This window comes from Arthrobacter sp. T572, from assembly GCF_056780115.1.
Genome location: NZ_JBRAZQ010000002.1, coordinates 3,318,736 through 3,344,014 on the forward strand (window position 1 = coordinate 3,318,736; position 25,279 = coordinate 3,344,014).

Consider the following 25,279-nt stretch of genomic DNA (forward strand, 5'->3'; position numbering starts at 1 on the left):
CACCCGCCAAATCGTGTCCGTCATGATGACAATATTTTGCGCAGGAACTGCAGCTGCGCGATCCAGTGGTGTTCCTGGCCGCCTTCGTGGTTGTTGAAGCGGTACACCTCAATGTCCTTCCCAGGGGATCCGCCCAACGCACCGTAGTTGTTGTAGCTGGCAAACACGGTGGAAGGCGGGCAGATATCGTCCATCTGGGCGGCGGAGAACAGCGCCGGGACAGTGGCCAAACGCCCAAGGTGCACCCCGTCAAAGTAATTCAGCACGGCGAGCGTGGACTCGTACCGGTCCCGGTGCCGCCCGAGGAACGAGGCGATTTCCGGGTAGGGCCCGCGGGGTGCGATGTCGATCGCCCGTGGGAAGTCCTGCAGGAAGGGGACGTCGGGCAAGGCGGCGATCACGCCGTCGAGCCTTCCGGCCGCCAGCCCGGCAGCGGCGACGGTGATGCCGCCGCCCTGGCTGATGCCGGTCAGGACCACTTTGGAAGGGTCGACGGCGGGATGGTGCTGTGCCGCTTCCACCGCACGGAAGGCGTCGGTATAGACGCGTCGGTAGTAGTACTCATCCTGGTGGGCGGACCCGCGGGTCATGAGCCCGGCATAGTTGACGCCCCCGGCGGACGGGTGCGGATCCGGAGTATCACCGGACACGCCACCGTATCCCTGGCCCCGGGTGTCCATGATGAAGTGCGCGTAGCCGGCCTGCGCCCAGCGGGTGTTCTGGTTCACCAGCCCGCGACCACCGGAGTAGCCGATGTACTCCACCACTACCGGAAGGCGCTCCCCGGCCTCAAGGTGTGCCGGTACGTGCAACCATCCCTTGATCCGGTCGCCGCCGAAGCCGGAGAAGGTGACATCGAAGGTATCGATGACGCTGAGGTAGTTCTCTACCGGTTCGAAAACGGCGTCGAGCGGGATGTCGCGCGCTTCGGCGATGGTCCGGTCCCAAAAGGCGTTGAGGTCAGCGGGCGGGACCGCACTGGAGGTGTAATTGCTGAGCTGTTCCAAGGGAAGGTCGAAGAGTGGCATGGTCCGTTCCAGGGAGAGAAGAGGTGTGACGTCGGGCGGAGCTTGAGGACATCCTATGTCATAAAGGAGTGGCGCTTGTCACAGACCCTTAATCTGAGGACAACGTGGCGCGGGCGGAACCGGGCTCGACTTGAATCGTTACATTCCAGACCGTCCGCGCTACACTGTCACTGACACGCGGAAAGCGCTTGCCCAAGGAAGTGCCAACCGCCGCCCTCGCCTGCCCGCCCCAGAGGAGAGACCCATGGAGACCGCTTCCACAGAGTCCGCACACCAGCCGGCCCCCGACCCCGTGGTGCCGGTACGGATTGCTTTGGTGGGGGTCCATGGCTTCGGCGCCCACCACCTGGGCAACCTGGAACGGCTCAGCGCCCATGGCACAGTGGACCTGGTTGCCGTCGCCGACCCCAACCCGCCGGCGCCGGGCAGCCTGCCGGAGACCACTGCCATCCATCAGGACCTTCGCGGCCTGCTGCGCGGTAACCACCGCCCGGACATCATTATTGTGGCCACCCCCATCCAGACCCACGCCCCTTTGGCCCTCGACGTCCTGGCATCTTCGGCCCATCTTTACCTGGAAAAGCCACCCGTAGCCTCCATGGCGGACTTCGAACGACTCCAACAGGCAGCCGCGGTCTCCGGCCGAAGCGTCCAGGTCGGTTTTCAAAGCCTCGGATCAAAAGCCCTGGCCGCACTGGCGCACCTGGCCCAAGGCCGTGCATCGGAGGAACTTCCGGCCATCGGAACACTCAAGGGGATTTCCGCCACCGGCCGCTGGGTACGGGACCGCGCCTATTACAAGAGATCGCGTTGGGCAGGCAAGCGGAGCCTCGACGGCGTGGACGTCGTGGACGGAGTGGCCACGAATCCGCTGGCACACGCCATTGCCACTGCCCTGCGGATTGCCGGTGCCCGCAGCGTAGATGACCTCGCGTCGGTTGAAACGGATCTCTACCGCGCCAACGACATTGAATCGGACGACACCTCAGTCATCAAGCTCCGCACAGCGGCCGGACTGCCCATCACCTGCGCACTGACCTTGTGCGCGTCGGAGTCCGTGGAGCCCTACGTCACGTTGCAGGGAACGGAAGGAACTGCAGTTTTCCATTACACCGGGGACCGCGTCACGGTGACCACGGAGGCCGGCGAAACCACCCACGACTTCGGGCGCGAGGACCTGACGGAGAACCTCCTGCAGCACCTGAAGGAGGGTACGCCGCTGCTCAGTCCCCTGGAGGACAGCGGCGCATTCATGCAGGTCCTGGAGGCGATCCGCACAGCAGAAGATCCCGCCACCATTGACCCCCGGTACATTGAGTGGGTCGGTTCGGGAGACCAGGCGCGCGCAGTGATCCGCGGGATCGAGGACGCCCTCCAGCGCGCAACATCGGCGCATGCCACGTTCTCCGGGCTCGGGCTGCCTTGGGCCCGCCCCGCCGTTGACGGCTCCCAGGACCTCTTCTCCCCCGGCGCGCACGCCGCCCCGCCGGGCGCGGATCCCGGCGCGCACGCCGCCGCGGAAGCAGTACTGCGCACCGGCGCGACATTGGAGAAGGGCCTCTCCCCCAGGCCGTACGTGCACCCGGCGCGGACGCCCGGCGGTATCACGGTGACAGACCACCTCCCGACGGACCATGTGTGGCATCTTGGCGCAGGTTTCGCCCTCCAGGATGTGAACGGCTGGAATTTCTGGGGTGGCCGCAGTTACCGCAGGACTGCCGGCAAATATGTGGATCTTGATGACCACGGCCGCATCGAAGTCCGTCACGTGCACCGTGGAAGCAACAACACCACCCTTCACCTCGAATGGCTTACAGCCGATGGCGAGCCGCTGATGCATGAACAGCGCAGCTACGAGCGGACCCGCCTTGACACCCGCACCTGGCGACTTGGCTTCCGGACGCAACTGACCGCCGTCGTGGATGTCTCCCTGGGCAGCCCCGGCTCCCATGGCGCCGCCGGGAGCGGCTACGGCGGGTTCTTCTGGCGGCTTCCCGCCCATGGGTCCCCGCGCGTCTTCTCCTCCACGGCTGAGGGCGAACCAGACGTGCACGGTTCCGTTGCGCCGTGGCTGGCCTGGACAGGAGAGTTCGACGGCGGCCCTGCCACTTTGGTGTTCGCCGCACCGTCCGAGTCTGCCGACCCGTGGTTTGTCCGGTGTGAGGGCTACCCGGCAGTCGGGTCCGCGCTCGCCTGGGAGGAGCCGGTGTCGCTGGCCCGTGGCATTTCCCTCTCCCGCACCAACGCCGTCTGGATCAGCGACGGCATCCTTCCCGCCGCAGAGGTGGAAAACCTGGTGTCCGGGACATAACCACCAGGTCTCAGATCGTGTGACGCGACCGCCGCGAATGGCGCCACAGCAGCAAGCCGATGATGCCGGCGGACGCCATGCCCAGCGCGCCGGTGACCACCAACCCGGCCCTCACGCCAAAGTCCTCCGTGAGCCAACCGGCCAGCAGGCCACCCAGAGCGTGGCCGCCCAGGAGCAACGGGAAGTACAAGGCCAGGACCCTCCCGCGTACGGCTGCCCCTGCTTCCAGCTGCACGGCGGTTGCTGCGCTGGTCAGGAACATCAGGGTCATGAAACCCACCACCACCAGCATCACGGTGAACAGTTCCTGGTGGGGCATCAGGGCGGCCACCAATTGGCTGAGCCCGAAAAGCCCGGCGCTCGCCACGATCCCCTTCCGTCCAAAACGCTTGATCCGCGGTGCCAGCAAGGCACCGGCCAATGCACCCAGGGCGCTCACGGTGTTGAACAGGCCAAACCCCGCGGGGCCGCTGTGCCAGACCCGGTCCGCAAAAGCCGCCAGGACCACGGGACCGTTCATCCCAAAGGCTCCCAGAAGGCCGGCCAGAAGCATGATGAGCGCAAGGGGTGGGCGGGCCCTCACAAAGTGGAACCCGGCCAGGATCCGCCCACGTCGTTCCGTAAGGATCTGTTCCGGTGGGTGATGGAGTTCGCCGGGCCGGATCGCGATGATCATCAGGATCACCGCCACCCCGATCACCGAGTTGGCGGCAAATGCTGCTGCAGCACCAGCCTGGGCAATGACTACGCCGGCCAAAGCCGGACCGGCCATGGCACCCAGTTGCCCGATCGCGCTGTTAAGCCCGATCGCTGCGGGAAGTCCGGCGTCGCCCACCACTTCGTTGACGAACACCTGGCGGGCGGGGCCATCGATGGCGCTGGTGATTCCCAAAGCGACGCAGGATGCGTAGACCACCCACACATCCGTTCCGCCCGCGGCATTCCACGCGGCCAACCCGGCCGCCAGAACAACAGCGACCGACTGGCACAGCAGGAGGATCCGCCGCTTCGGGAACAGGTCCACCAACACCCCTGCCACGGGACCCACCACCAGCATCGGCAGGAATTGCAGGGCAACGGCAAGACCCACGGCCGCCGGACTGCCGGTCAACTGCAGTACCAACCAGTCCTGGGCCAGGCGCTGCATCCACACTCCCCCGCTCCCCACCAGCGACAGCACCACGAACATGCGGTAGTTGTGATGCCGCAGAGGGTAGTGCCAGGTGTCTGTTGAGGGGGTCCGGGGTGTGCCCGGGGTGTTCTGCGTGGAGCGCTGGGACTGCGGGCGCGGTGACACGGGGGCGGTCAGCTCATTTCGAGGGGTTTTTGACGGGCTGGGTTTCCGATGAGCGTGGCTGGCCGTCGGTGCGGCGTGACGCGTCCCGCACCTTGACGGCGGCGACGGCAAGGACAAGGGTGCCGGGAACGATCACGAACAGTGCCTGCAGCATCCACACAAACACCACGGCCATGAACACCGCGGCCAGCAGGAGCAGTGTTCCGCTCCAGTCACGCAACGCATCATCCTTACCTCGTGCCCATGCCGCCTGCCACCGCTGGCGCCCCGGCAGCGCCTTGGCCTCTCCGCCCCAGCTTCCGGCGACGCGCAGGAAGAGCACTGCACCCGCGCCCGCGAGCAGGAGCGTGGCAGGAAGGACCACTTCCCGCCCGGGAAGCTGCCCCACCATAGCGAGCAGCAGGTTCAGGACAATCACGACGGCGGCGACCGCCGTCGTGATTCCCGTACGCCAGCTGCCCGGCAGCGCACGGCGGAAAGTGCCCCACAGGCTTCGCAGGGAATCATCCCTGCCGCTGAGGTGCCTGTCGAGGTGCTCGACGCCGGCCGCGTAGGCAGCCGGCGCCGTCACCACGGGCAGTGACAACAACAGCACGATGACGCCGGCCAGGATCGTCTCGGAAAACAGGGCGAAGCGGCTGACCGGAAGGCCCGGTTTTCCCGCGGACTCGCCCGTGGTGTCCAGGATGCTCATTGTCCGTACCCTTCTAGCCCTTGAGGCCCTGCGTGGAGACGCCTTCGACGATGTAGCGCTGGAAGACGAGGAAAAAGACCAGCACCGGCAGCAGGGCCAGGACGGACATGGCGATCATGGCGCCGTAATCCGAGGACTGGGTCTGGTCCACGAAGAGGCGCAGCGCCAGGGGAAGCGGGTACTTTTCGGGGGTGTTCAGGTAAAGGAGCGGGCCCAGGAAATCGTTCCAGCTCCAGATGAAGGAGAAGATCGACGTGGAGATCAGGGCCGGTTTCATCAACGGGAGCATGATGGACCCGAAGATCCGGACGTGTCCGGCGCCGTCGATGCGGGCGGCCTCGTCCAGTTCGGCCGGGAGGCCACGCATGAACTGGACCATGAGGAACACGAAGAACGCGTCCGCTGCCAGGAACTTCCCGATCAACAGCGGGATGTAGGTGTCCACCAGCCCGAGCTGCTGGAACACGATGTACTGCGGAATGATCACCACGTGGAAGGGCAGCAGCAAGGTGGCGATCATCATGCCGAAGAACAGGCTGCGGCCGGGGAACTTGATCCTGGCGAAAGCGTAGGCCGAAACCGACGCAGAGAGCACGGTTCCCACCACGGCGCCCACGGCAAGAATCAGGGAGTTGGTGAAGAACGTCAGGGTTGAGACCCCGCCAATACCATCCATGGCGGTGACGAAGTTGTCGAAGCTGAAGTTGTCGGACCACAGCGAGGTGTTTGCCCCGCCGATCTCGGAATTCGGCTTGAACGACGACGCGATCATCCAGAGGGCCGGGTACAGCACGATTCCGGTGAGGACCAGCGCCGCGGCGTGGAAGATGATGCTCTTGGCCCGTTTCGCCACGGCGGATTCAGACTTCGGGTTGTACTCCGGGGCCTGGGCCGGCGCCGGCGCGGGCTGGGTTGAAGGTGCCATGGTTGTCATTTCGAATCACCGCTGTAGTGGACCCAGGACTTGGACGTCCGGAAGATGATCAGGGTCAGGATGCCCACCACGATCAGCAGGAGCCAGGCCATCGCCGAGGCGTAGCCCATCCGGAAGTCGCTGAAACCGCGCAGGTAGAGGTAGAGGGTGTAGAAGAGCGTGGAGCCGGCCGGGCCGCCTTCACCGTTGGAGATGATGTAAGCGGAGTTGAAGATCTGGAAAGCGTGGATGGTCTCCATGAGGAGGTTGAAGAAAATCACCGGCGACAACATGGGCCAGGTGATGTTGAAGAACTTCCGCACCGGACCGGCCCCGTCCATCGATGCAGCCTCGTACAGGTCAGCCGGAATCTGCTTCAAACCAGCCAGGAAGATCACCATCGGAGCGCCGAACTGCCACACGGTCAGCAGGATGAACATGGGCATGGTCATGGATGGGTTGCCAACCCAACCGCCAAGGTTGATGCCGAAAAAGGACAACCCTTGGTCCACGGGACCGGAGTCGCCGAACATCGCCTTCCAGACAATGGCGATGGAAACGGAGGCCCCGATCAGCGAGGGGGCGTAGAACGCCGAGCGGTAGAAACCCTGGCCCTTGCGCTTGCTGTTGAGCAGCATGGCCACGGCCAAGGCGGCCGCGAGCTTCAACGGCGTCCCCAGGATCACGTAGTTCAAGGTCACGCCCACCGACTGCAGGAAGCGCTCGTCCTGGAACAGTGACACGTAGTTGTCCAGGCCGATCCACTTGGGTGGATCGAACAGGTTGTAGTTGGTAAAGGACAGGTACAGCGAGGAGATCATTGGCCCTACCGTCAGGGCAATGAACCCCAACAGCCAGGGCAACAGGAAGGTGTAGCCGGCGCGTGCGTCCGCACCTTGCTGCCGCGGCTTGCGCGACAGCGGGGCCGGGGACGTCCGGGGACGCCTGCTCAGGGTTGGGCTTTGAGTCACGGGATCATTCCGTCGGTCGGGAAAGCCTGTATCAGGCGTTCTGCTTGATGAGGTCTTCGGCTTCCTTGAACCAGGCGTCCGCCGCGGCGTCCACCGTCAGCTTGCCGTAGTTCAGTTCCGAACTGATGCGCTTGAATGACGATTCAAGCGTGCCGAAGCCGACGATGGGCGGTTCCGGGGCATCCTTGAGGTACTTCTCGATCGACTTTTCGTAATCGACCACCACTTTGTCCGTACCTTCGAAGGTGGTTCCGTCCCGCTGGGTCTTCGACGCCGGAACGCCGCGGGAGGTCTTGAAGATCTGGCCGACCTCGGGGTCGTTGACCATGAAGTCGATGAACCTGGCAGCTGCATCCTTGTACTTGGTCTTGGCGCTGGCGACCATCAGCATGGACGGCTTGAGGAACAGGCCAAGGTTGTCGGGATCGTCCGAAGGGACGGGGACAAGCTTGAGTTCCTTGGCGCCGCTGTCTCCGAGGTAGCCGGCCATGAAGTTGTCCCACGTGGCTTCCGTAGCGGTGACGTTGGACCCGAACGGCGATTTGGGCAGCAACTGCGTGACCTTGTCCTCCGGGACGATCGCACCTGTGCCGCGAAGATCCGACGTGAGGTTCCACCACTTCTTCATGTCGTCCTTGGAGAAGCCCAGCTTGCCTTCGTCGGTGAAGGCCTCGATGTTGTTCTGGCGCAGCCAGATGTTGAACATCCACCACACGCCCGTGTAGTCAGTGCCACCGAAGACGGCGCCATTGCCTTTCTGTCCCACCTCGGCAAGGAACGCGTTGTATTCCTTGTAGTTCCAGGTTCCGTCCGGCTCGGCGATGCCCATGGAAGCAAGTTTGGCGGGGTCATAGTAGATGGCGAAGGCATTGGTGCTTGTAGGAATGCCGTACGTCTTGCCGCGCACCTGGCCGGACGGCAGCAGCGACTTGTCGAAAGCTTCCGTATTGATTTTCACGGTGCCGAGGTCAAGGAGCTGGTTTCGCTGGCCGTAGTCCCGGAGGTAGGAAAGGTCCCATTGCATGACATCCGGGAGGCCACCGCCGGCTGCTTCGGTGGCACGCTTCTGCCAGTATCCGGCGAAGTCGGTGAAGTTCCCGTTGACCTTGATGTCAGGGTTTTTGGATTCGAAAAGGGCAATTGCTTTCCGGGTGCGTTCGGCACGGTCGTCGTTGCCCCACCAGGTATAGGTGATGGTCACCGGGTTCTCCGCGGAACCCGTCTGCCCCGAGGACGACGATTGGCCGCACGCTGAGAGGAACGCGGCCGATGCGGTGCCGAGAGCCAGCGTGGTAAGGAAATTCCTTCGATTGATCATGAGAGCCTCCTTGCTCGGTTGGTGCAGCTTCTTCAGCGCCTCTACAACGTGGCAGTGATCTCGCTTACACTCGTTCTGAATCGATACAATAGCTCTAATCCCACATGTGGGCAAGCGTTTTCCAAGAACGCGTTTTCTCACATCGCGGACGCACCACCCCGGCTACCATCCGTCTGCACCTCTGCCCGCACTACGAAGGAGTTCCCTTGTCCTCCCCCGAAAACCAGCACCACGCAGCCATATGGAAGGCCATCAACGGACTGGGCTACGGAGGTGATTACAACCCCGAACAATGGCCCCGCGACATCCGGCTCGAAGACATCGGGCTGATGAAGGAGGCGGGGGTCAACCTGCTGAGTGTGGCGATCTTCTCGTGGGGGCTTTTGGAACCCGCGGAAGGACAGTACGACTTCGCGTGGCTGGACGAGGTCATGGACAACCTCCACGGCGCCGGGATCAAAGTTGCTCTCGCGACCGCAACGGCATCGCCTCCCGCCTGGCTCGCCCGCAAATACCCCGAAATCCTCCCCGTCACTGCGGAAGGCATCAGACTGGAGCGCGGCTCACGACGCCACTACACGCCGTCGTCCGCTGTTTACCGCCGCTATGCCGCCGGCATGACGCGGGCCCTGGCCGAACGCTATAAGGACCACCCCGCACTGGCGCTCTGGCACGTGGACAACGAACTCGGGTGCCATGTGGGCGAGTTCCACGGAGAGGAAGACGCCCAGGCCTTCCGCGCTTGGCTGGAGCGCCGCTATGGTTCCATCGAGGAATTGAACGACGCCTGGGGAACGGCATTCTGGTCCCAGCACTATGCGTCGTTCGACGAAATCATTCCGCCTGGCGCCTCGCCCACCACGCTCAACCCGGGCCAGCAACTGGACTTTGCCCGGTTCAACTCGTGGGCGTTCATCGACTACTACCGCATGCTCCTGGCCGTCATCCGCGAGGTCACCCCCGACGTCCCTGCCACCACCAACTTCATGGTCTCCAGTGCCACCAAGAACCTGGACTATTTTGACTGGTCCAAGGACATGGACGTCATCGCCAACGACCACTACCTTGTAGCCGCCGACCCCGAACGGGACATTGAACTCGCCTTCAGCGCAGACCTCACCCGCGGCGTCGCCGGCGGCCGGCCCTGGATCCTCATGGAACACTCAACCTCGGCGGTCAACTGGCAACCCCACAACCAGCCCAAGATGCCCGGCGAGATGCTCCGTAATTCCCTGGGACACGTAGCCAGGGGCGCTGACGCCGTGATGTTCTTCCAGTGGCGCCAAAGCAAGGCAGGATCGGAAAAGTTCCACTCCGCCATGGTTCCGCACGGTGGGCGCGACACCCAGGTGTGGCGGAACGTCGTGGAACTCGGGGAAGCCCTGGGCAAACTCGCGCCGGTGAAGGGTTCACGCGTGGAATCCCGCGTGGCCATCGTGTTCGACTATGAGTCGTGGTGGGCCTCCGAACTGGACTCCCACCCGAGCCAGAGCCTGAAGTACCTCGAGACGATGCGGGCCTTCCACCGCGCGCTGTACCTCCAGGGTGTCACCGCCGACTTCGTCCATCCGTCGGCGGACCTCTCCGGTTACAGCCTGGTCCTCGTGTGCACGCTGTACGCCGTGACCGACCACGATGCCGCATCCATCGCAGCTGCTGCCGAAGCCGGAGCCACCGTGCTCATCAGCTACTTCAGCGGGATCGTGGACGAACGCGACCACGTACGGCTGGGCGGCTATCCCGGCGCTTTCCGCGAACTGCTTGGCATCCGCAGCGAGGAATTCCACCCCCTCTTTCCGGGCACCACCGTCACCCTCAGCGACGGAACAACGGGCACGCGATGGAGTGAACATGTCCACGCGACCGACGCCCAAGTCGTCTCCACCTTTAACGGCTACCCGCTGGACGGCGTCCCCGCCGTCACGCGCCGCTCCGTGGGCGCAGGATCCGCTTGGTACCTCGCCACGCTTCCCGACGCCGACGGCATTGAAGCACTCACCGAACGGCTCCTGGCCGAAGCCAAAGTGACGTCCGCTGCCGAGGCAGCTCCCGGCGTCGAACTGACCCGGCGCCGCACCGCCAACGGCAGCAGCTTCCTGTTCGCCATCAACCACAGCAGGGAAGACGTCACGGTCAAGTCCGACGGCGACGAACTCCTCAGCGGGCTGCGCTTCAGCGGCATCGTCCCCGCCGGAGCAGTGGCCGTGATCGCGGAAGACCACCCCAACTAAGTAGCATTTGTGCGCGTTTTGAGCGCTCAAAACGCGCACAAATGCTACCCAGTTGGGCGCCAGGCCCGCAGGGGGTGGCGGCGCGTCGGGAGAGTGGTGCCGCGACAGGGAGGGAGTTAGGCGCGAAAAAAGCGCCCCGGACGAACCTTGTGGTTCGCCCGGGGCGCTTGGGTTTCGACCGAGACTAGGCCCCGATGGCCGATTTCATTTCATCCACAGCCTTCTTGCCTGCTTCCTCCGCGGTGAGCCTGTTGAACAGGACCTCTGAGGTGTACCGCTTGATGATCTCCTGGATGGCCCCCGCGCCCTTGGGCGGAGCTGCGGGAGCTTCGCCGAGCTCCTCCTTGATCTGGTCGATGAAGGTCACAACCTTGGTATCGGCAGGTGCCAGCTTGGAAGCGATGGCTTCGCGGACCTCGGAGTTCGGGTAGACACCACGGTCAGCCAGGAGGATCTCGCCGGCCTTCACATTATTGGTGAGGAAGTTGATGAACTTCGCCGTCTCTTCAGGGTGCTTGGTCCGGGACGAGGCGGACCAAAACTGCGAGGCCTTGTACCAGAGCTGCGAGTCAGCGGCCTTGCCCGTCTTGGACGGGAAGCGCAGGATCTGCAGCTCTCCGCCGGCCGCCTTCTCCAGGGCCGGAAGCTGGTTGGACCACCAGAAGGCCATGCCGTTCTTTCCCGTTGCCAGGCCACTCTGGTCCAACGGCGCGGCTTCCGCTTCCACGATCTCCGAGGCCGTGGGAACAGCCTTGTTCTCGCTGAGCTGCTTCAGGAACTCCCAGTAGCCCTTGATGTCGTTGGGCTCAAAGCCAAGCTTGCCGTCCTCCGTGTACAGGGACTTCCCATTCTGGCGGAGCCAGACACCCAAAGATGCCTCGTCCGTTCCGTAGGCGGCGGCGCCGTAAGTGCCCTTGGGCGACTTCTCCGTGACCTCGCGGGCAATCCGCTCAAAGTCATCCCACGTCCAGGTCTTGTCATCCGGCAACGGAACACCTGCTGCCTGGAAGACCGCCGGGTTGGCAAGGATGGTTGCGGCATTGATGCCTGCCGGAATGCCGGTGAGGCCTTTGGCGCCCTTGCCCGCGTTCAAGGCAGCTTCGTCCAGCTTGGACGTATCGATCTGGTACTTGGACAGGTCCAGCAGGGCACCGCGCGTGGAATACTCCGTGATGTACTTCTCGTCCATCTGGATGATGTCCGGAGCATCGTTTGCGGCAACCTGCGTAGCCAGCTTGTCCCAATACCCGGACCAGTCGCCGTACTCGGCCTTGATGGTGATGTTGGGATTTTCAGCTTCGAAGGCCTTGATGGCTTCCTGCGTCAGCTGGGCCCGCTTGTCGCCACCCCACCAGGAGAAGCGAAGCTCGACCTTACCGTCGGCGCTCTTGGCCTCGGACCCTCCGCCGCAGGCGCTGAGGGCCAGAACGGCTGCGGCCGTGGCAGCTATGATGGCGGAAGCCCGCAGCTTGCGCCTGGTTCGCTTGGCCTTGGGTTCCATCGCGGGAGCTGCTGCTCCTGCCGGGGCGGTGGCTTCACCCTTGGGAATTACCGGCACTGTTGTCTCCGATCTTCTTTGATCCTGATGCGTGAGAAAGCGTTTTCTCATTGGATTGATGGTACAAGTCACAATCTTGTGTGACAAGACCCTTGCTTGTATTAGTTGTTGGTTTGAGACGAGCCCGCATTTTGGCGCTCGTCACGACCGGCCGGTGGGGTCGGAATGGACCGACCCCACCGGAACGCCCGTATTGCCTATTTGATGCCGGTGGTAGCAATGCCCTTGATGAGGAACCGCTGGCCGAACAGGAAGACCAGGAACACGGGCAGCAAGGACACGATGGACATCGCGAACAGCGATCCCCAACTGGTGGCCGACTGTGAGTCAACGAAGGCGCGCAGTGCCACCGGGACCGTGAACATGTCCGGGTCGGTGAGGTAGATGAGCGCGCTGAAGAAGTCGTTCCAGGTCCAGATGAAGGTGAAGATGGTGGTGGTGGCCAGGGCCGGCACCATCAGGGGAAGAATGACGCGGAGGAATATCCGCGGGTGGCCTGCACCGTCAATGCGGGCGGCCTCGTCCAGGTCTTTCGGAATGCCGCGGATGAACTGGACCATGAGGAAGACGAAGAACGCGTCGGTAGCCAGGAGCTTGGGCACGATCAACGGCCAGAAAGTATTCACCCAGCCGATCTGGGAGAACAGGATGTACTGCGGCACGATCACCACGTGGAACGGCAGCATGATGGTCAACAGCATGATGCCGAAGAAGAGCTTCTTGCCCGTGAACTGGAGCCGCGCGAAGGCGTAGGCGGCCATGGAGCAGGAGATCAGGTTTCCCAAGATGGATCCGAGGACCACGATCGCGGAGTTGATCATGTAGTGCCCGAACGGATGGGTCAAGGCGGACCAGCCGTCGGTGTAGTTGCTCATCTCGAGGTTCTGGAGCCAGAGGCCGGGTTCACGGAAGATGAGGTCGTTCGGGCGCAGCGATGAGACGACCATCCACAGGAGCGGGTAGATCATGACGCCGCCCACAATAATCAGGATGGCGTGCTTGATGAGTCCCTTGATGCGGGCGCTGCGGCTGAAAGCGAGGTTTCCCGGTGATTCGCGGCGGCGGGGGCTCTTGCCCGGCTTGTCGGAAGAAGAACCGGAGGCGGCGGGCAGGGTCTGAGTTTTAGTCATCGTAGAACACCCAATACTTTGAAGCGATGAAGTTGATGGCCGTAAAGGCACCGATGATGACCAACAGGAACCAGGCCATCGCTGACGCATAACCCATGTCGAACTGGCCGAAGCCCTTCTGGTACAGGTACAGCGTGAAGAACATGGTGGAGTCTGAAGGCCCGCCGTTGCCGCCCGAGACAATAAACGCCTGCGTGAACGACTGGAACGATCCGATGATCTGGAGCACCAGGTTGAAGAAGATGATGGGGCTCAGCATCGGCAGCGTGATCCGCCAGAACTGCTGCAGCGTGGTGGCACCGTCAACCTTGGCCGCCTCGTAGTACATGTGCGGGATCTGGCGCAGGCCCGCCAGGAAGATGATCATGGGGCTGCCGAAGGTCCACACGTGCAAAAGGATGATGGAGCCCAAAGCCGTGTTGGGATCGGAAATCCAGCCCGGCCCCTGGATGCCGACCATGGCCAGGACCTGGTTGACCAGGCCCGTGGTGCCGAAGATCTGCTTCCAGAGGATGGCGACGGCAACGGAGCCGCCCAGCAGCGACGGCAAGTAGAAGATGGACCGGTAGAACGGCAACCCGCGCAGGCCCTTGTCCAGGACCAACGCAATCAGGAGCGCGACGGCCAGCTGCAACGGAACACCCACCAGCACGTAGGTGAAGGTCACGCCCAGCGAATTGTGCAGACGGGCATCACTGAACATCCGGACAAAGTTGTCCAGTCCCACCCAGGCCGGCGGCTGCAGGAGGTTGTAATCCGTGAAGGACAAGTACAACGACATCAGCATGGGTCCCACGGTGATGACCAGCAGGCCAATCAGCCACGGAAGGAGGAAGATGTAGGCGGCCTTGTTATCGCGGCCGTTGGCCTTCTTCTCCTCCTTGCTCATGGGCCCCTTGCGGCGGGTCATGGTGGAGAGTTCGCCAATAGCGCTCATTGCGTCCTCCCTGCGTGACCCCGGACGCCCTGCGGCGTTGCGGGGTGATGCTGTGCGGCCATGTGGTCTCCTTTGGTCATCGTGGCCTTCCACGGAATTCTTGCTGGGAAATGCTGCCGTCCGGGACCGCCGGGTACTCCGGCGCTACCACCTGATTCTCCAGGATCAGGGTCCCGGCGTTCAGCGGCTCCGTACCAAAGTAAACGTTTTCTTGACCCATGTACAGCCTTTTGCTAATTTTTGAGAAAGCGTTTTCTTAAGAACGCGCAACTGCAGATCGAGCCCACGCTGAAGAAGTCCGGCGTGCGGTCCTGCACACCCATCCGCCCCAGCAAAGCAGGACTCATTGTTCCCACAGACAGCCACGACGGCTGGCATCGCCGGGAGGCAGCGACGCCCCAGCGCGATTGCCGGCTACGAGGATTGGCCCGGCTACGCCGCCGACAACCCGTACAGGCCCGCTTCCAAAGTCGCGAGGCTGCTCGCCGGCGCTCTCGGTGTTCCGGCCGTTACGCCTGGTACTGCAATCACGGTGGACTGGGAAGTCGAAGACAACAATGTGGTGACGTCCCGCCTTTCCTGGCAAACGGGTTTCGGTCCCAGGACGTCGGCCTGGCTCGTCCGGCCAACCAGCATCGCCGGGCCGCTCCCCGGCCTGCTGGCCCTGCACTGCCATGGCGGCATCAAGTCACACGGCGCAGAGCGCTTGGTCGGGATCCCTGGTGAGGCAGCGAGGCACGACGGCGGTACAACCTCCCGGCCCGGGCTCGGTCCGCTTCCTCCCGGCCTGCAGGCAAAACTCTACGGTGGGCGGCCGCTGGCTACCTGGTTGGCCCGGCAAGGATTTGCCGTACTGGCCCACGATGCCTTCATGTGGGGAAGCCGGCGATTCCACCTGGACGCCCTGCCCTACCGGACTGCCCACTGGCTGGATGGCCAGGAGGCACTGTGGCGGGAGGCCGGCGTCGTACCTTCTCCGGCGGAGAGGTACAACGCAGCAGCGGCCGCACACGAAGAAACCGTGGCGAAGGCCGCCACCCTGCTTGGCTCGACGATCGCCGGCACGGTGGCGCACGATGATCTCACTGCCTTGGGCGTCCTGGCTTCCCTGCCCGGAGTGGACGCGGGGCGTCTTGGTTGCATCGGTTTCTCCGGTGGCGGTGGCCGGGCCATGGTGCTCGCCGCGCTCAGCCCACAGATCCGCAGCTACGTGGTGGCGTGCATGATGACCACCTTCGAATCGCTCCTTCCCGCATACGTGGACGCCCATTCGTGGCTGCTTCACTCGTCCGGACTCCCCCGCCTGGGCGGGTTGCCGGACCTCGCGGCGCGGTCCACGGCCGATGCCTTCCTGCTGCAGTACGGCCTGCGTGATGAGCTGCTCCCCGAAGACGGAATGCGCGACGCCGATGCGCGCCTTCTGGCCGCAGCGCCGGGCCGGTACAGCGGCAGCTTCTGGAACGAAGGGCACGTTTTCACGCCGGCCATGCAGGAAGAAGCGGCAGCCTTTCTCGCCTCGCATCTCATGGCAGAACAACCCTCAACAGCTTCAGCTAGGACCGCCTCATGACCCATCTTGCAACGACGCAAACACTGACCGCAGCCGAACCCGCGGCCCTTCCCACGGTGGCTCTGGTTGGCGTGCATGGCTTCGGGGAACGCCATCTGGAGAACCTCCGACGCCTGGGCACGGCAGGAAAGCTGCACCTCGTGGCCGTAGCGGATCCCGTACCGCCGGCAGAGGGCCAACTCCCGGCAGATGTTGCCGTATTTGGTTCCCTCGACGATCTGTTGGCAGCCGGAGAGACCCCGGACGTGGTCATCATCTCCACGCCGATCCAGACGCACGCACCGCTTGCCCTCGCAGCACTTGCCGCCGGGGCCAACGTGTACCTGGAGAAACCGCCGGTAGCCTCCATGGCGCAGTACGAGGACGTCCTGGCCGCGGCGACACAAGCCGGCAAGCTGGTGCAGCTCGGATTCCAGAGCCTGGGTTCACACGCCATCCCGGCGATCCAGGACATCGTGGATTCCGGCGGGATCGGCGAGGTCCGCGGGATCAGTGCAACAGGACAGTGGCTTCGCACGCGGGGGTACTTCACACGATCCCGATGGGCCGGAAAACGGAGCCTGAACGGGACGGACGTCGTTGACGGCGTCGCAACCAATGCCTTGGCCCACGCCGTCGCAACCGGCCTGCGCCTTGCGGGTGCCAGGACCGTGGCCAATGTGGAGCAGGTGGACACGGACCTTTACCGGGCCAATAACACCGAAAGCGACGACACCTCAGTGGTCCGGGTGCGTACAACCAATGGAACGGTCCTGACGTGTGCCCTGACGCTGTGCGCCCCCGTGCAGACTGCCCCGCTTGTCACGGTCTACGGCACCTTGGGCCAGGTCACCTTCTCCTACACTGAAGACCGTTTGGACATCACCACCCCAGCAGGCACCAGGAGCGAAAGTTTCGCCAGGACAGATCTTCTGGAGAATCTCCTCACCGCGCAGTCCAAAGAGGATCTCCTGAGCCCGCTCTGCAGCGCGGGCGCCTACGTTTCGGTGCTCGAGGCGATCCGCACGGCCGAGGATCCTAAGCCCATCGGCGCCGGCCACGTGAGCTGGGTGGGCGAAGGGGACCAGGCACACGCGGTGGTGCACGGCATCGAATCGTGGATCCAACGGGCAGCCCTGGGCCAGGCCACATTCCAGGAACTGGGAGCACCGTGGACTTCCGGTCCGGAAACCCCGGTCATGGGCCTGGGCGGAACCACGGTCGCCACTGTCCGGGATGGATCCGAGATCAGGCCCACGTCATCCCCACGGCCCTACCTGCACCCCATCCGCACCTTGGCCGGAACCGTGGTCACCGATCACGTTCCCGAGGACCACGTATGGCACTTGGGCGCCGGCGTCGCGTTGCAGGACGTCGATGGCATCAACTTCTGGGGTGGCCGCACTTACACCCGCGACGCCGGGGCCTACGTCTGGCGCAAGGACCACGGACGCATCGTGACGGAAGCCGCCGAACATCTGGCCGGGAGAAGGGTGGAACAGCTCGGCTGGATCGGCCCGGACGGCACCCGGCTACTCAGCGAACAGCGCGAGTGGCGGTGGTCCGCCGTCGGGCATTCCGCGTGGACGCTGACCTTGGACTTCAGCCTCGAACCGGCCGTAAACCGGACGGTGCTGCTCGGCAGCCCCGGTTCGAACGGCAGGCCGCAGGGCGGCTACGGCGGCTTCTTCTGGCGGCTGCCGAAGGTCGCAGACGCCACCATCTGGACCGTAGACGCCCGCGGTGAGGACGCCGTGCATGGGAGCGTCGCGCCGTGGCTGGCATGGTCGGGAACGTTCGACGCCGGCAGTGGGCACCTTGGCCACCCCGCAACGCTCGTTTTCCTTGCTGCGCCGCAGGCCCCTGACCCATGGTTCGTGCGGCATTCGGGCTATCCGGGCGTCGGACTGTCCCTGGCCTGGGACAAACCGGTCCAGGCCGAACCCGGCAATCCCGTCCGCCGCACGGTCACCGTCCTCATCGCTGACGGCTTCCTGGCAACACAAGACATAGAACAGCTCATCACTCACATGGGGGAATCGGCATGACCGCTCCAGCTCAGTCCACAACCGTGTCCGGCGCCGCACCGCGGACCGCGCCCGGCAACGCCGGCGACCGCGAGGTAAAACGCCGCCGGGTGCTGGACATCCTCGATGCCGCAGGACGTGATTCGCTGCTGCTGACCACGCACACGGCGCTCACCTGGTACCTCGATGGCAGCCGCGTCCACATCAGCCTGGCAGGCGATCCCATTGCGGCTTTGCTCGTGGACCGGGAAGGCGACCACCTTGTGACCTTCAACAATGAGGCCGGCCGGATTGCCGCCGAGGAACTGCCCCAAGGAGTCAGCCTCCACACGGTTCCCTGGCACGGTCCTTTGCACGCCGCTGCGGCAGCCTTGGCAGGCGACGGCAACCCCCTGTTCGAATCCGCGGTGACAGCCGAACTCCGTGCAGCCCGGCAGCAACTGCTCCCTGCGGAGGCAGCCCGGTACGCGCAGCTGTCCGCAGATGCAGCTGCGGCCATGACGGATGTCCTTTATGGGGCAACACCGGAGACCACCGAGTTTGAGCTGGTTGCCGGGCTTGCTGCCCGGATCGTGTCGGTCGGGGCCGAGCCCCTGGTCCTGCTCTGCAACGGCTCAGGCCGCAGCGACTTCCGCCACCCGTTGGCAACGCATGCTCCCCTTGGCCGCCGGGCCATGGCCGTGGTCTGCGCCCGGCGCGACGGCCTGGTTGCCAACGTGACCCGTTGGGTGGCGTTCGACGCCGGCACCCGCCAGGAACTGGACGCTGAGGCCCGCATCGCTGCAGTGGAGGCGGACATCTTCCGGGCCACCGTGCCGGGTGCACGGCTCAACGATGTCTTCGCAGAGATCCAGACAGCCTACGAACGGCACGGCTTCGGCGCCGACCAATGGAAGCAGCACCACCAGGGCGGCCCTGCGGGTTACGCAGGACGGGATCCCCGGGTCACCGCCGACGTGACAGACACGATCGTCCTCAACCAACCCTTCACGTGGAACCCCTCCGGGCCGGGGGTGAAGATCGAGGACACTGTGCTGCTCACGGAGGGCGGCATTCAGGTCCTCAGCCTTGACGATCGGTGGCCTGCAGCGGAAGTGGACGGCCGCCGTCGTCCTCTGACGCTGCGTCCGTAGCCCTCATCCCGAACAAACGAAAGGGGCGGGTCACCTTCACGGTGACCCGTCCCTTTCGCGTCCCCCCACCCAAGTAGGTCGCAGTTAAGCGCGTTTTTGACGGCTCAAAACGCGCTTAACTGCGACCCAGTTGGGTGCCGGCGTGTGGGTTAGGGGAGGGTTAGTGTACCGTCGACGCGGCGCGGGATACCCAGCGGGTTGGCTTCGTGCAGTGCCGGGTGCAGGATGCTTTCGGGCGCGTCCTGGTACGCCACGGGGCGTTGGAACCTGCGGACCGCCGTCGCTCCCACCGATGTGAAGAGCGAGGTCGTGGCCGGGTACGGACCGCCGTGCTGCTGGGCCCAGTTCACTGCGACGCCGGTCGGCCAGCCGGCGAACAGCACGCGTCCGGCCAGGCCGCTGAGCTGCTCAACAAGCGCCCCGATGTCCTCGCCGGGCTGGGCATGGATGGTCGCAGTCAGGCTTCCCGGGACCTTCGCAAGGGCCTGGGACAACTCAGCTTGGTCGGCGTACTCAATGAGCAGCGTCGTCGGGCCGAAGCACTCCTCCAAGAGCTCTTCCGGCCGCTCCAGCACGTTGGCCGCTGTGGTGGAAAAGACCACGGGCGCTGCGCCATCGGCCAAGGCGTCCTGGTCCGGCGTGCCGCTGACCACGGTGACACCGGGCTGGCCGGCCACGTTGCGGAGCCCATGGGGGTAGGCCTCGGCGATGCGTTCGGTGAGCATGGCAGCCGCTGGCTTGTCCTTGCCCGCCTCGGCCAGGTCCGCAGCGAAGTCCGTCCCGGCGGGGATGAAGATGAGGCCGGGCTTGGTGCAGAACTGTCCCGCGCCCATGGTGAAGGAAGCTGCGAGCCCCGCGGCGAGTTCCCGTCCACGTTCCGCCAGGGCCGCAGCCGTGATGACCACGGGGTTCAGGCTGCCAAGCTCGCCGTAGAACGGGATGGGCTCGGGCCGTGAGACCGCAAGATCGAACAGGGCACGGCCGCCGGGAATGGAACCGGTGAAGCCTACCGCCTTGATGGCCGGGTCCTGGACCAGCGCCGTACCTGCCTCGCGACCGCTCACCAAAGCAAAAATGCCCTCCGGGGCGCCCGCCTCGGCCAAGGCCTCGCTGACGATTTCCGCCGTTCGCTCGGACAGACGGAGGTGCCCGGAATGGGCCTTGACGATCACCGGGCATCCGACAGCGAGCGCGGAAGCGGTATCGCCGCCGGCCACAGAGAACGCGAACGGAAAGTTCGACGCCGAGAACACAGCTACCGGGCCAACGGGCCTAAGGATGCGGCGCAGGTCGGGCTTGGGCGGGGTGGCTTGGGGATCGGCGTGGTCGATCACGGCTTCGAGGTACGAACCTTCGGTGATGACGCGCGCGAACAAACGCAGCTGGCCGCTGGTCCGTGCAACTTCGCCGGTGAGCCTGACCGTCCCCAGGTTGGTCTCGGAGTCTGCAATGGCAACGAGCTCCGTCACGTTGGCGTCCAAGGCGTCCGCGACGGCGGTCAGCCAGGCTGCGCGATCGGCGTCGGACGCTGCTGCGGTGACTTTGGCGGCGGCCGCCGCGGCAGCAGTTACTGCCGTCAGGTCAAGAGTTGCTGTACTCAATGTGGTGTCCTTCGGTCGTGGGTGCCGGACGGCCGGCAGAGAATTCGAAGCCCATGCCCGGGCGTCCGGTACTGCTGAGGCGGCTGTTGCGGATCCTGATCGGTGATGGGCCCTCAAGAATGCCGAGTGCCTGGAAGGAGGCGTCCTCCACGTCTTCCACGCTGACGGCCTCGGCCAAGGTCAGAGCCAGCTGCCCGGACAGTTCGGGAAGGAGGTGCGGAGCGACCCTGATGCTGTTGGCCCTGGCCAGCTCAACAATCCGCCGGAACGGGGTAATGCCACCGACCCGGACGATGTTGGGCTGGATGATGTCCACGGCTTCTGCCTCGATGAAGTCGCGGAACCGGTAAATGGTGTGGACGTTCTCCCCCAACGCGATGGGCACCGGCGAGTGCTTGCGCAGCCTCCGGTAGGCCCATAGATCATCCGCACGGATCGGTTCTTCCAACCATTCCAGCCCGTAGCCGGCCAGGACATCCAGTGCACGGAAAGTATGTGCAAGGTCCCAGCGCTGGTTGGCGTCGATCATGAGCAGCCGGTCCGGTCCAATGACCTCGCGGACGGCGGCCACGCGTTCGGCGTCTTCACGGAGTTCCGGCTTGCCCACCTTGATCTTCACGGCGTGGTGTCCTCCAGCGACCCATCGCCGGGCTTGCTCCACGAGTTCGTCCAAGGTGTAATGCAGGTTTACGCCGGAACCGTAGACTTCAACGGATTCCTGCCGCTGCCCCAGGAGCCCTGTGACGGACGTGCCGGCCAGTCGGGCTTTGAGGTCCCATAAGGCCAGGTCCACGCCGGCCATCGCAATGGTGGTCAGCCCTCCCCCGCCGGCCTCATGCAGGCGCTTCCACAATTGGTCCCACACGATCTCCGGGTTGGCTTCGAGTCCGGCAATGAAAGGGGCGATGTCGTGGTCCAGGAGGGCCTGTACCGCCTGGGGGCCAATGGTCGGCGTCCAGGAGAAACCGTGGCCGGTACCGCCGTCGTCGGTAGTCAGTTCGGTGACAATCACGTGGTTCTCCGGCGCCTCCACACCCCAGCTGCGCAGCAGCGGGACCGTGATGAGGCGCGTGGAGAGCCCGGTGATTCGGCTGGTCATCAGTTGCCGGCCAGCTCGTGGCCCTTGGCGAGGATTGCCTTGAGCTCCAGCAGCTGTTCCTCGGTGGGGTCCACCAGCGGCGGACGCACGGAGCCAACGGGCAGTCCCGACAGCCGCAGACCCGCCTTGATGAGCGAGACGCCGAAGCCGGGTGTTTGGTCGCGGAGCCTGACCAGCGGTCCGTAGAAACCCTCAAGCAGGGCGTTGCGGCGTTCCTCATCACCGGAAACGTAGGCGTCGTAGTAGGCCTTCGCGATCTCGGGAGCCATGGCGAACGCTGCCGAGGAGTACAGCGGGATGCCCAGGCCACGGTAGGCGCCCTGCGTCAGTTCGGCGGTCAGGAGGCCGTTGAACAGTGCGAAATCCGTGCGGCCGCTCGCGTTGATGGCGGAGACGATTTCCTGGGCAAGGCCGACGTCTCCGATTCCGTCCTTGAAGCCCACCACCTTGGGGTTGGCCGTCAGGCGGGTCATGGCAGCGGCCGTGAACTTGGCCGTGCCGCGGTGGTACACGATCACGGGCAAACTGCTGGCTGCGGCAACGGCTTCAACATAGGCGACTACGCCGTCGGTGGGCCCGGTGACGAGATACGGCGGAAGGACCAGAAGGGCATCGGCGCCCGCTTCCTCGGCAACCCTGGCGGCGGCGATCGCGTGGCCCAAGGGGCCACCGGCGCCGGCAACGACCGGCACGGCACCTGCAACGACTTCGACGGCGGCAGTCACCACGGTGCGGATTTCGTCGAGGGACAGGGCGTGGAACTCACCCGTTCCACAGGCCGGGAACACCCCGCCCGGACCGAACGGCAGGCGCGATGCGATGTGCTCCTTCAGGAGGGCGACATCCACCGAGCCGTCCTCGGTGAAGGGTGTGACGGGGAAGAAAAGTACGCCGTCGAAATTCATGCTGTCTCCTTGCTGGTTGCTCCCGCAGGCACCAGGCCGCGGTGGGTCTCGTCATTGAGTAATGCTGTGTCTTCGCCCTCATAGGCCGGGGTAAGTTCGGTGCGCCAACTGCGCTTCGGTTCCCAGCCCAGGAGTTCGCGCGCCTTGTCCACGGAGAAGGCAGGGCTGGTGCCCGTGAGGTGTTCCGTCAGAGGACCGCTGCCCGGCAGGAACCGCGGGAACAATTCGGCCAGCGGTGCGGTAGCCAAGGCGTCCTTGGCGCCGACGAAAAAGGTCTGCCCGTTGGGAATGGTGTCCATCTTGGCCAGGAGCACGTCCAGGAATTCCGCAACGTCCCGGGCATCCACGTAGTTGAACAACGCCGGGGCGGACAGCGCGGGATCGTCCAGGCGTTCGTGGACCGTGTGGCCCTGCTGGGTCGGCGCACCTTCCCATTCCTCGGGCGAGATCACGTAGCAGGGACGGAAGGCCGCGTACCGGATCTTGTCCCCTTGCGCGGCGGCAAACATTTGGACCGTCTGCTCGGCGATGAGCTTGGACAGTGCGTAGGCGTTCCACGGCTTGGGCGGCGTCTGCTCGTCCAAAGGGAACGACGGCGGCAGCCAACCTGCCGGTGAGCCGTAACCGAGGGCGGTGGGGCTGCTTGCCGTCACGATCTTCGGGACCCCGGCGTCGGTGGCAGCACTGATCACCGCATAGGCGAGCCGTGTGTTCGTGCTGAAGATGACATCCTCCGGCGCGCTGAAGGGTACCGCGATAGCAGCGAGGTGGATGACGGCGTCGGGGGTTGTTTCCTGGATCAGCCGCGCCGCCTCGCCCGGCGCCAGCAGGTCTGCGGTCCGCTGTGTGGCGCCGGCCGGCAGCTGGTCTGCGGGGATGGCGTCGCGGTCCACGGAGATCACTCCGTGTCCTGCGGCGGCCAGGCCAGCCACCACACTGCGGCCGAGCCGTCCGGACCCGCCGGTGACAAAAATCGTGCTCATATGATGTTCCTTCGTCTACGGGACTGCGGCTATGCCTGGCCGCGGCCGAGGTCGACGCCGAGTCCCAGTCCGCTGATGCGGACCGGCACGTCTGATTCCAGGGACTGGTTTCCGGCGATGCCCACCGAGACGGAACGGAGCCCGTCGATGTAGCCGGAGGGACGGCCCAGTGGGTCGACACCGGGGCCATTGAAGAGGTCCGAAAGCAGCAGGTTGTCGCCGCCGCCGTGTCCACCCTCCCCGTTGATGATCGGTACCTCGTAGGCTGCTTCCCAGTGGCGCTGCACCACGAGCCGCTCACCGTTGCGGCGCACGGCGTCTTCTTCCTCGATGGGAGTGGCGCTGGGGTCGACGACCGTCTTCTTGTCCGTACTGAATTCGACGGCGGCGCGCTCCACCACCTCGAGTTCGGCGCGGCCCTCCGTTCCGTTCACGGTGACGCGGTAGCCCTCCCACGGGCTGTGGGCGTTCAGCGAGTAGCTCAGCGTGGGGCCACCCTGGTAATCCACCACGAGGGCCAGATTGTCTTCAATGGTGATTCCCTCGGTGAAGACGTCCTGGTCACGGCGGTATCCGTCGAACTTCTCGTTGTCGTAGTACAAGGCTTTCAAGCGTTCGTCGTCGCGCAGGTCCAAGCGGAACGGATCCCGTTCCAGGCCGTCCACGGTGCCGCGCTCAGGGCGTGCGCCCAGGCCGCGTTCGCTGGCGTTCTTGTCGCCGTAGAACCGTAACCCGCCCGAGGCGAAAACGCGCTCCGGAACGTCGTTGATCCACCAGTTGACCAGGTCGAAGTGATGGGACGCCTTGTGGATGAGCAGGCCGCCTGAGTTTTTCTTGTCGCGGTGCCAGCGGCGGAAGTAGTCGGCTCCATGGACCGTATCCAGCACCCAGCTGAAGTCGATGGAGGTCACCTTGCCGATCACACCGTTCTGGATGACCTCCTTGAGGGCCGAGTTACGCGGCGAATAGCGGTAGTTGAACGTGACCACCACGTTGCGGCCGGTTTCGGCCACGGCTGCGGTGATGCGGCGGCAACCTTCAACGTCGATGGTCAGAGGCTTTTCAACCACGACGTCGGCACCGGCCTCGAGCGCTTCAACGATGTAGTCCGCATGCGTGTAGTCAGGAGTGGTCACGATGACCCGCTCGATGCCGTTGTCCTGGATGAACTCTGTCAGCTTGCCCGGCTCAAAGGTGGCCACCGGGCCCGGTGCGCCGAGTTCCTGGATGAGTCCCTGGTAGAACTCCACACGGCCCGGGTTGACGTCGGACAACGCGATGAGTTCGGCGACGTCGGCGTGCTGGCCGAAGATGGCCCGGATGTACATTTCCGAACGTCCGCCGGTGCCGATAAGCGCAATCCTTGTGCGCTGGCCGGCGGTCCCAGGGGTGGCTGTGGTGGCGGTTGGGTGGGTCTCGGCGGTGTCGACGTTGACCATGGAGGATGCCCCTTTCCAAAGGCAGGAGTGAACCGCTTGACGGCCCGGCTTGTTCTGGGAAGAATCATGAGAAAGCGTTTTCTCAGAGCGTTATAAGCTTTGTATCAAGACTCTGGCGGTCGCGTCAACCATCACCCCAAGGGCGGGGCAGCACG

19 protein-coding genes are annotated in these 25,279 nt (G+C 64.6%); 5 read left to right on the forward strand and 14 right to left on the reverse strand.

The window, feature by feature from the left end; translation table 11 throughout:
- Positions 1-20: 20 nt before the first annotated feature.
- Positions 21-1,028, reverse strand: a complete 1,008-nt coding sequence (locus tag ACUYMZ_RS16550; RefSeq protein WP_481604598.1) for an acetylxylan esterase — start codon at positions 1,026-1,028, stop codon at positions 21-23.
- 244 nt (positions 1,029-1,272) lie between these two features.
- Here ACUYMZ_RS16550 and ACUYMZ_RS16555 point away from each other — a divergent pair, with 244 nt between their 5' ends.
- Positions 1,273-3,339 (forward strand): DUF6807 family protein, encoded by a 2,067-nt coding sequence (locus ACUYMZ_RS16555; RefSeq protein ID WP_481604600.1) that lies wholly within the window; start codon positions 1,273-1,275, stop codon positions 3,337-3,339.
- A 10-nt stretch (positions 3,340-3,349) separates the two neighbouring features.
- On the opposite strand, the gene ACUYMZ_RS16560 is transcribed toward ACUYMZ_RS16555, so the two are convergent.
- From ACUYMZ_RS16560 to ACUYMZ_RS16580, 5 genes are read right to left on the reverse strand one after another with little or no spacing between them, the layout of a single operon-like run.
- The gene (locus tag ACUYMZ_RS16560) at positions 3,350-4,636 is read right to left on the reverse strand and encodes an MFS transporter (RefSeq protein WP_481604602.1); all 1,287 of its coding nucleotides are present in this window, start codon (positions 4,634-4,636) and stop codon (positions 3,350-3,352) included.
- A 13-nt stretch (positions 4,637-4,649) separates the two neighbouring features.
- Positions 4,650-5,330, reverse strand: coding sequence for a Poxvirus protein I5 (locus ACUYMZ_RS16565; protein ID WP_481604604.1), 681 nt, complete (start codon positions 5,328-5,330; stop codon positions 4,650-4,652).
- Positions 5,331-5,343: 13 nt separating this feature from the next.
- Positions 5,344-6,264: a carbohydrate ABC transporter permease gene (locus ACUYMZ_RS16570; RefSeq protein ID WP_481604606.1), complete on the reverse strand. Its 921-nt coding sequence runs from the start codon at positions 6,262-6,264 to the stop codon at positions 5,344-5,346.
- Positions 6,261-7,214, reverse strand: coding sequence for a carbohydrate ABC transporter permease (locus ACUYMZ_RS16575; protein WP_481604608.1), 954 nt, complete (start codon positions 7,212-7,214; stop codon positions 6,261-6,263). The genes ACUYMZ_RS16570 and ACUYMZ_RS16575 overlap by 4 nt, the downstream gene beginning before the upstream one ends.
- 31 nt (positions 7,215-7,245) lie before the next feature.
- A complete protein-coding gene (locus ACUYMZ_RS16580; RefSeq protein ID WP_426003922.1) occupies positions 7,246-8,532 on the reverse strand; it encodes an ABC transporter substrate-binding protein in 1,287 nt (428 codons plus the stop codon).
- A gap of 206 nt (positions 8,533-8,738) precedes the next feature.
- On the opposite strand from ACUYMZ_RS16580, the gene ACUYMZ_RS16585 reads away from it, so the two are divergent.
- Positions 8,739-10,763 (forward strand): beta-galactosidase, encoded by a 2,025-nt coding sequence (locus ACUYMZ_RS16585; RefSeq protein ID WP_481604611.1) that lies wholly within the window; start codon positions 8,739-8,741, stop codon positions 10,761-10,763.
- Positions 10,764-10,947: 184 nt separating this feature from the next.
- Here the strand turns inward: ACUYMZ_RS16585 and ACUYMZ_RS16590 are convergent, their stop codons facing one another.
- The 3 genes from ACUYMZ_RS16590 to ACUYMZ_RS16600 form a co-directional block, all read right to left on the reverse strand.
- Positions 10,948-12,321 (reverse strand): ABC transporter substrate-binding protein, encoded by a 1,374-nt coding sequence (locus ACUYMZ_RS16590; RefSeq protein ID WP_426003924.1) that lies wholly within the window; start codon positions 12,319-12,321, stop codon positions 10,948-10,950.
- 197 nt (positions 12,322-12,518) lie between these two features.
- Positions 12,519-13,451: a carbohydrate ABC transporter permease gene (locus ACUYMZ_RS16595; RefSeq protein ID WP_426003925.1), complete on the reverse strand. Its 933-nt coding sequence runs from the start codon at positions 13,449-13,451 to the stop codon at positions 12,519-12,521.
- The gene (locus tag ACUYMZ_RS16600) at positions 13,444-14,388 is read right to left on the reverse strand and encodes a carbohydrate ABC transporter permease (RefSeq protein WP_481604614.1); all 945 of its coding nucleotides are present in this window, start codon (positions 14,386-14,388) and stop codon (positions 13,444-13,446) included. The genes ACUYMZ_RS16595 and ACUYMZ_RS16600 overlap by 8 nt, the downstream gene beginning before the upstream one ends.
- Positions 14,389-14,734: 346 nt before the next feature.
- Here ACUYMZ_RS16600 and ACUYMZ_RS16605 point away from each other — a divergent pair, with 346 nt between their 5' ends.
- From ACUYMZ_RS16605 to ACUYMZ_RS16615, 3 genes are read left to right on the forward strand one after another with little or no spacing between them, the layout of a single operon-like run.
- Entirely contained in the window at positions 14,735-15,958 is a 1,224-nt protein-coding gene (locus ACUYMZ_RS16605) for an acetylxylan esterase (protein WP_481604616.1), read from the forward strand.
- Positions 15,955-17,985, forward strand: coding sequence for a DUF6807 family protein (locus ACUYMZ_RS16610; RefSeq protein WP_481604618.1), 2,031 nt, complete (start codon positions 15,955-15,957; stop codon positions 17,983-17,985). Before ACUYMZ_RS16605 ends, ACUYMZ_RS16610 begins: the two co-directional genes overlap by 4 nt.
- On the forward strand, positions 17,982-19,097 hold the full coding sequence (locus tag ACUYMZ_RS16615; RefSeq protein ID WP_481604621.1) for a M24 family metallopeptidase: 1,116 nt from the start codon (positions 17,982-17,984) through the stop codon (positions 19,095-19,097). Before ACUYMZ_RS16610 ends, ACUYMZ_RS16615 begins: the two co-directional genes overlap by 4 nt.
- 149 nt (positions 19,098-19,246) lie before the next feature.
- Here the strand turns inward: ACUYMZ_RS16615 and ACUYMZ_RS16620 are convergent, their stop codons facing one another.
- Genes ACUYMZ_RS16620 through ACUYMZ_RS16640 form a run of 5 tightly spaced genes read right to left on the reverse strand, consistent with a single transcriptional unit; the run spans position 19,247 to position 25,124 of the window.
- The gene (locus ACUYMZ_RS16620; protein ID WP_481604623.1) at positions 19,247-20,698 is read right to left on the reverse strand and encodes an aldehyde dehydrogenase (NADP(+)); all 1,452 of its coding nucleotides are present in this window, start codon (positions 20,696-20,698) and stop codon (positions 19,247-19,249) included.
- Positions 20,679-21,797, reverse strand: a complete 1,119-nt coding sequence (locus tag ACUYMZ_RS16625; RefSeq protein ID WP_481604625.1) for a mandelate racemase/muconate lactonizing enzyme family protein — start codon at positions 21,795-21,797, stop codon at positions 20,679-20,681. The genes ACUYMZ_RS16620 and ACUYMZ_RS16625 overlap by 20 nt, the downstream gene beginning before the upstream one ends.
- The gene (locus tag ACUYMZ_RS16630) at positions 21,797-22,702 is read right to left on the reverse strand and encodes a 5-dehydro-4-deoxyglucarate dehydratase (protein WP_481604627.1); all 906 of its coding nucleotides are present in this window, start codon (positions 22,700-22,702) and stop codon (positions 21,797-21,799) included. Before ACUYMZ_RS16630 ends, ACUYMZ_RS16625 begins: the two co-directional genes overlap by 1 nt.
- Positions 22,699-23,685: an NAD-dependent epimerase/dehydratase family protein gene (locus tag ACUYMZ_RS16635; RefSeq protein ID WP_481604629.1), complete on the reverse strand. Its 987-nt coding sequence runs from the start codon at positions 23,683-23,685 to the stop codon at positions 22,699-22,701. The genes ACUYMZ_RS16630 and ACUYMZ_RS16635 overlap by 4 nt, the downstream gene beginning before the upstream one ends.
- A gap of 29 nt (positions 23,686-23,714) precedes the next feature.
- Positions 23,715-25,124 (reverse strand): Gfo/Idh/MocA family protein, encoded by a 1,410-nt coding sequence (locus ACUYMZ_RS16640; protein WP_481604631.1) that lies wholly within the window; start codon positions 25,122-25,124, stop codon positions 23,715-23,717.
- Positions 25,125-25,279 lie beyond the last annotated feature (155 nt).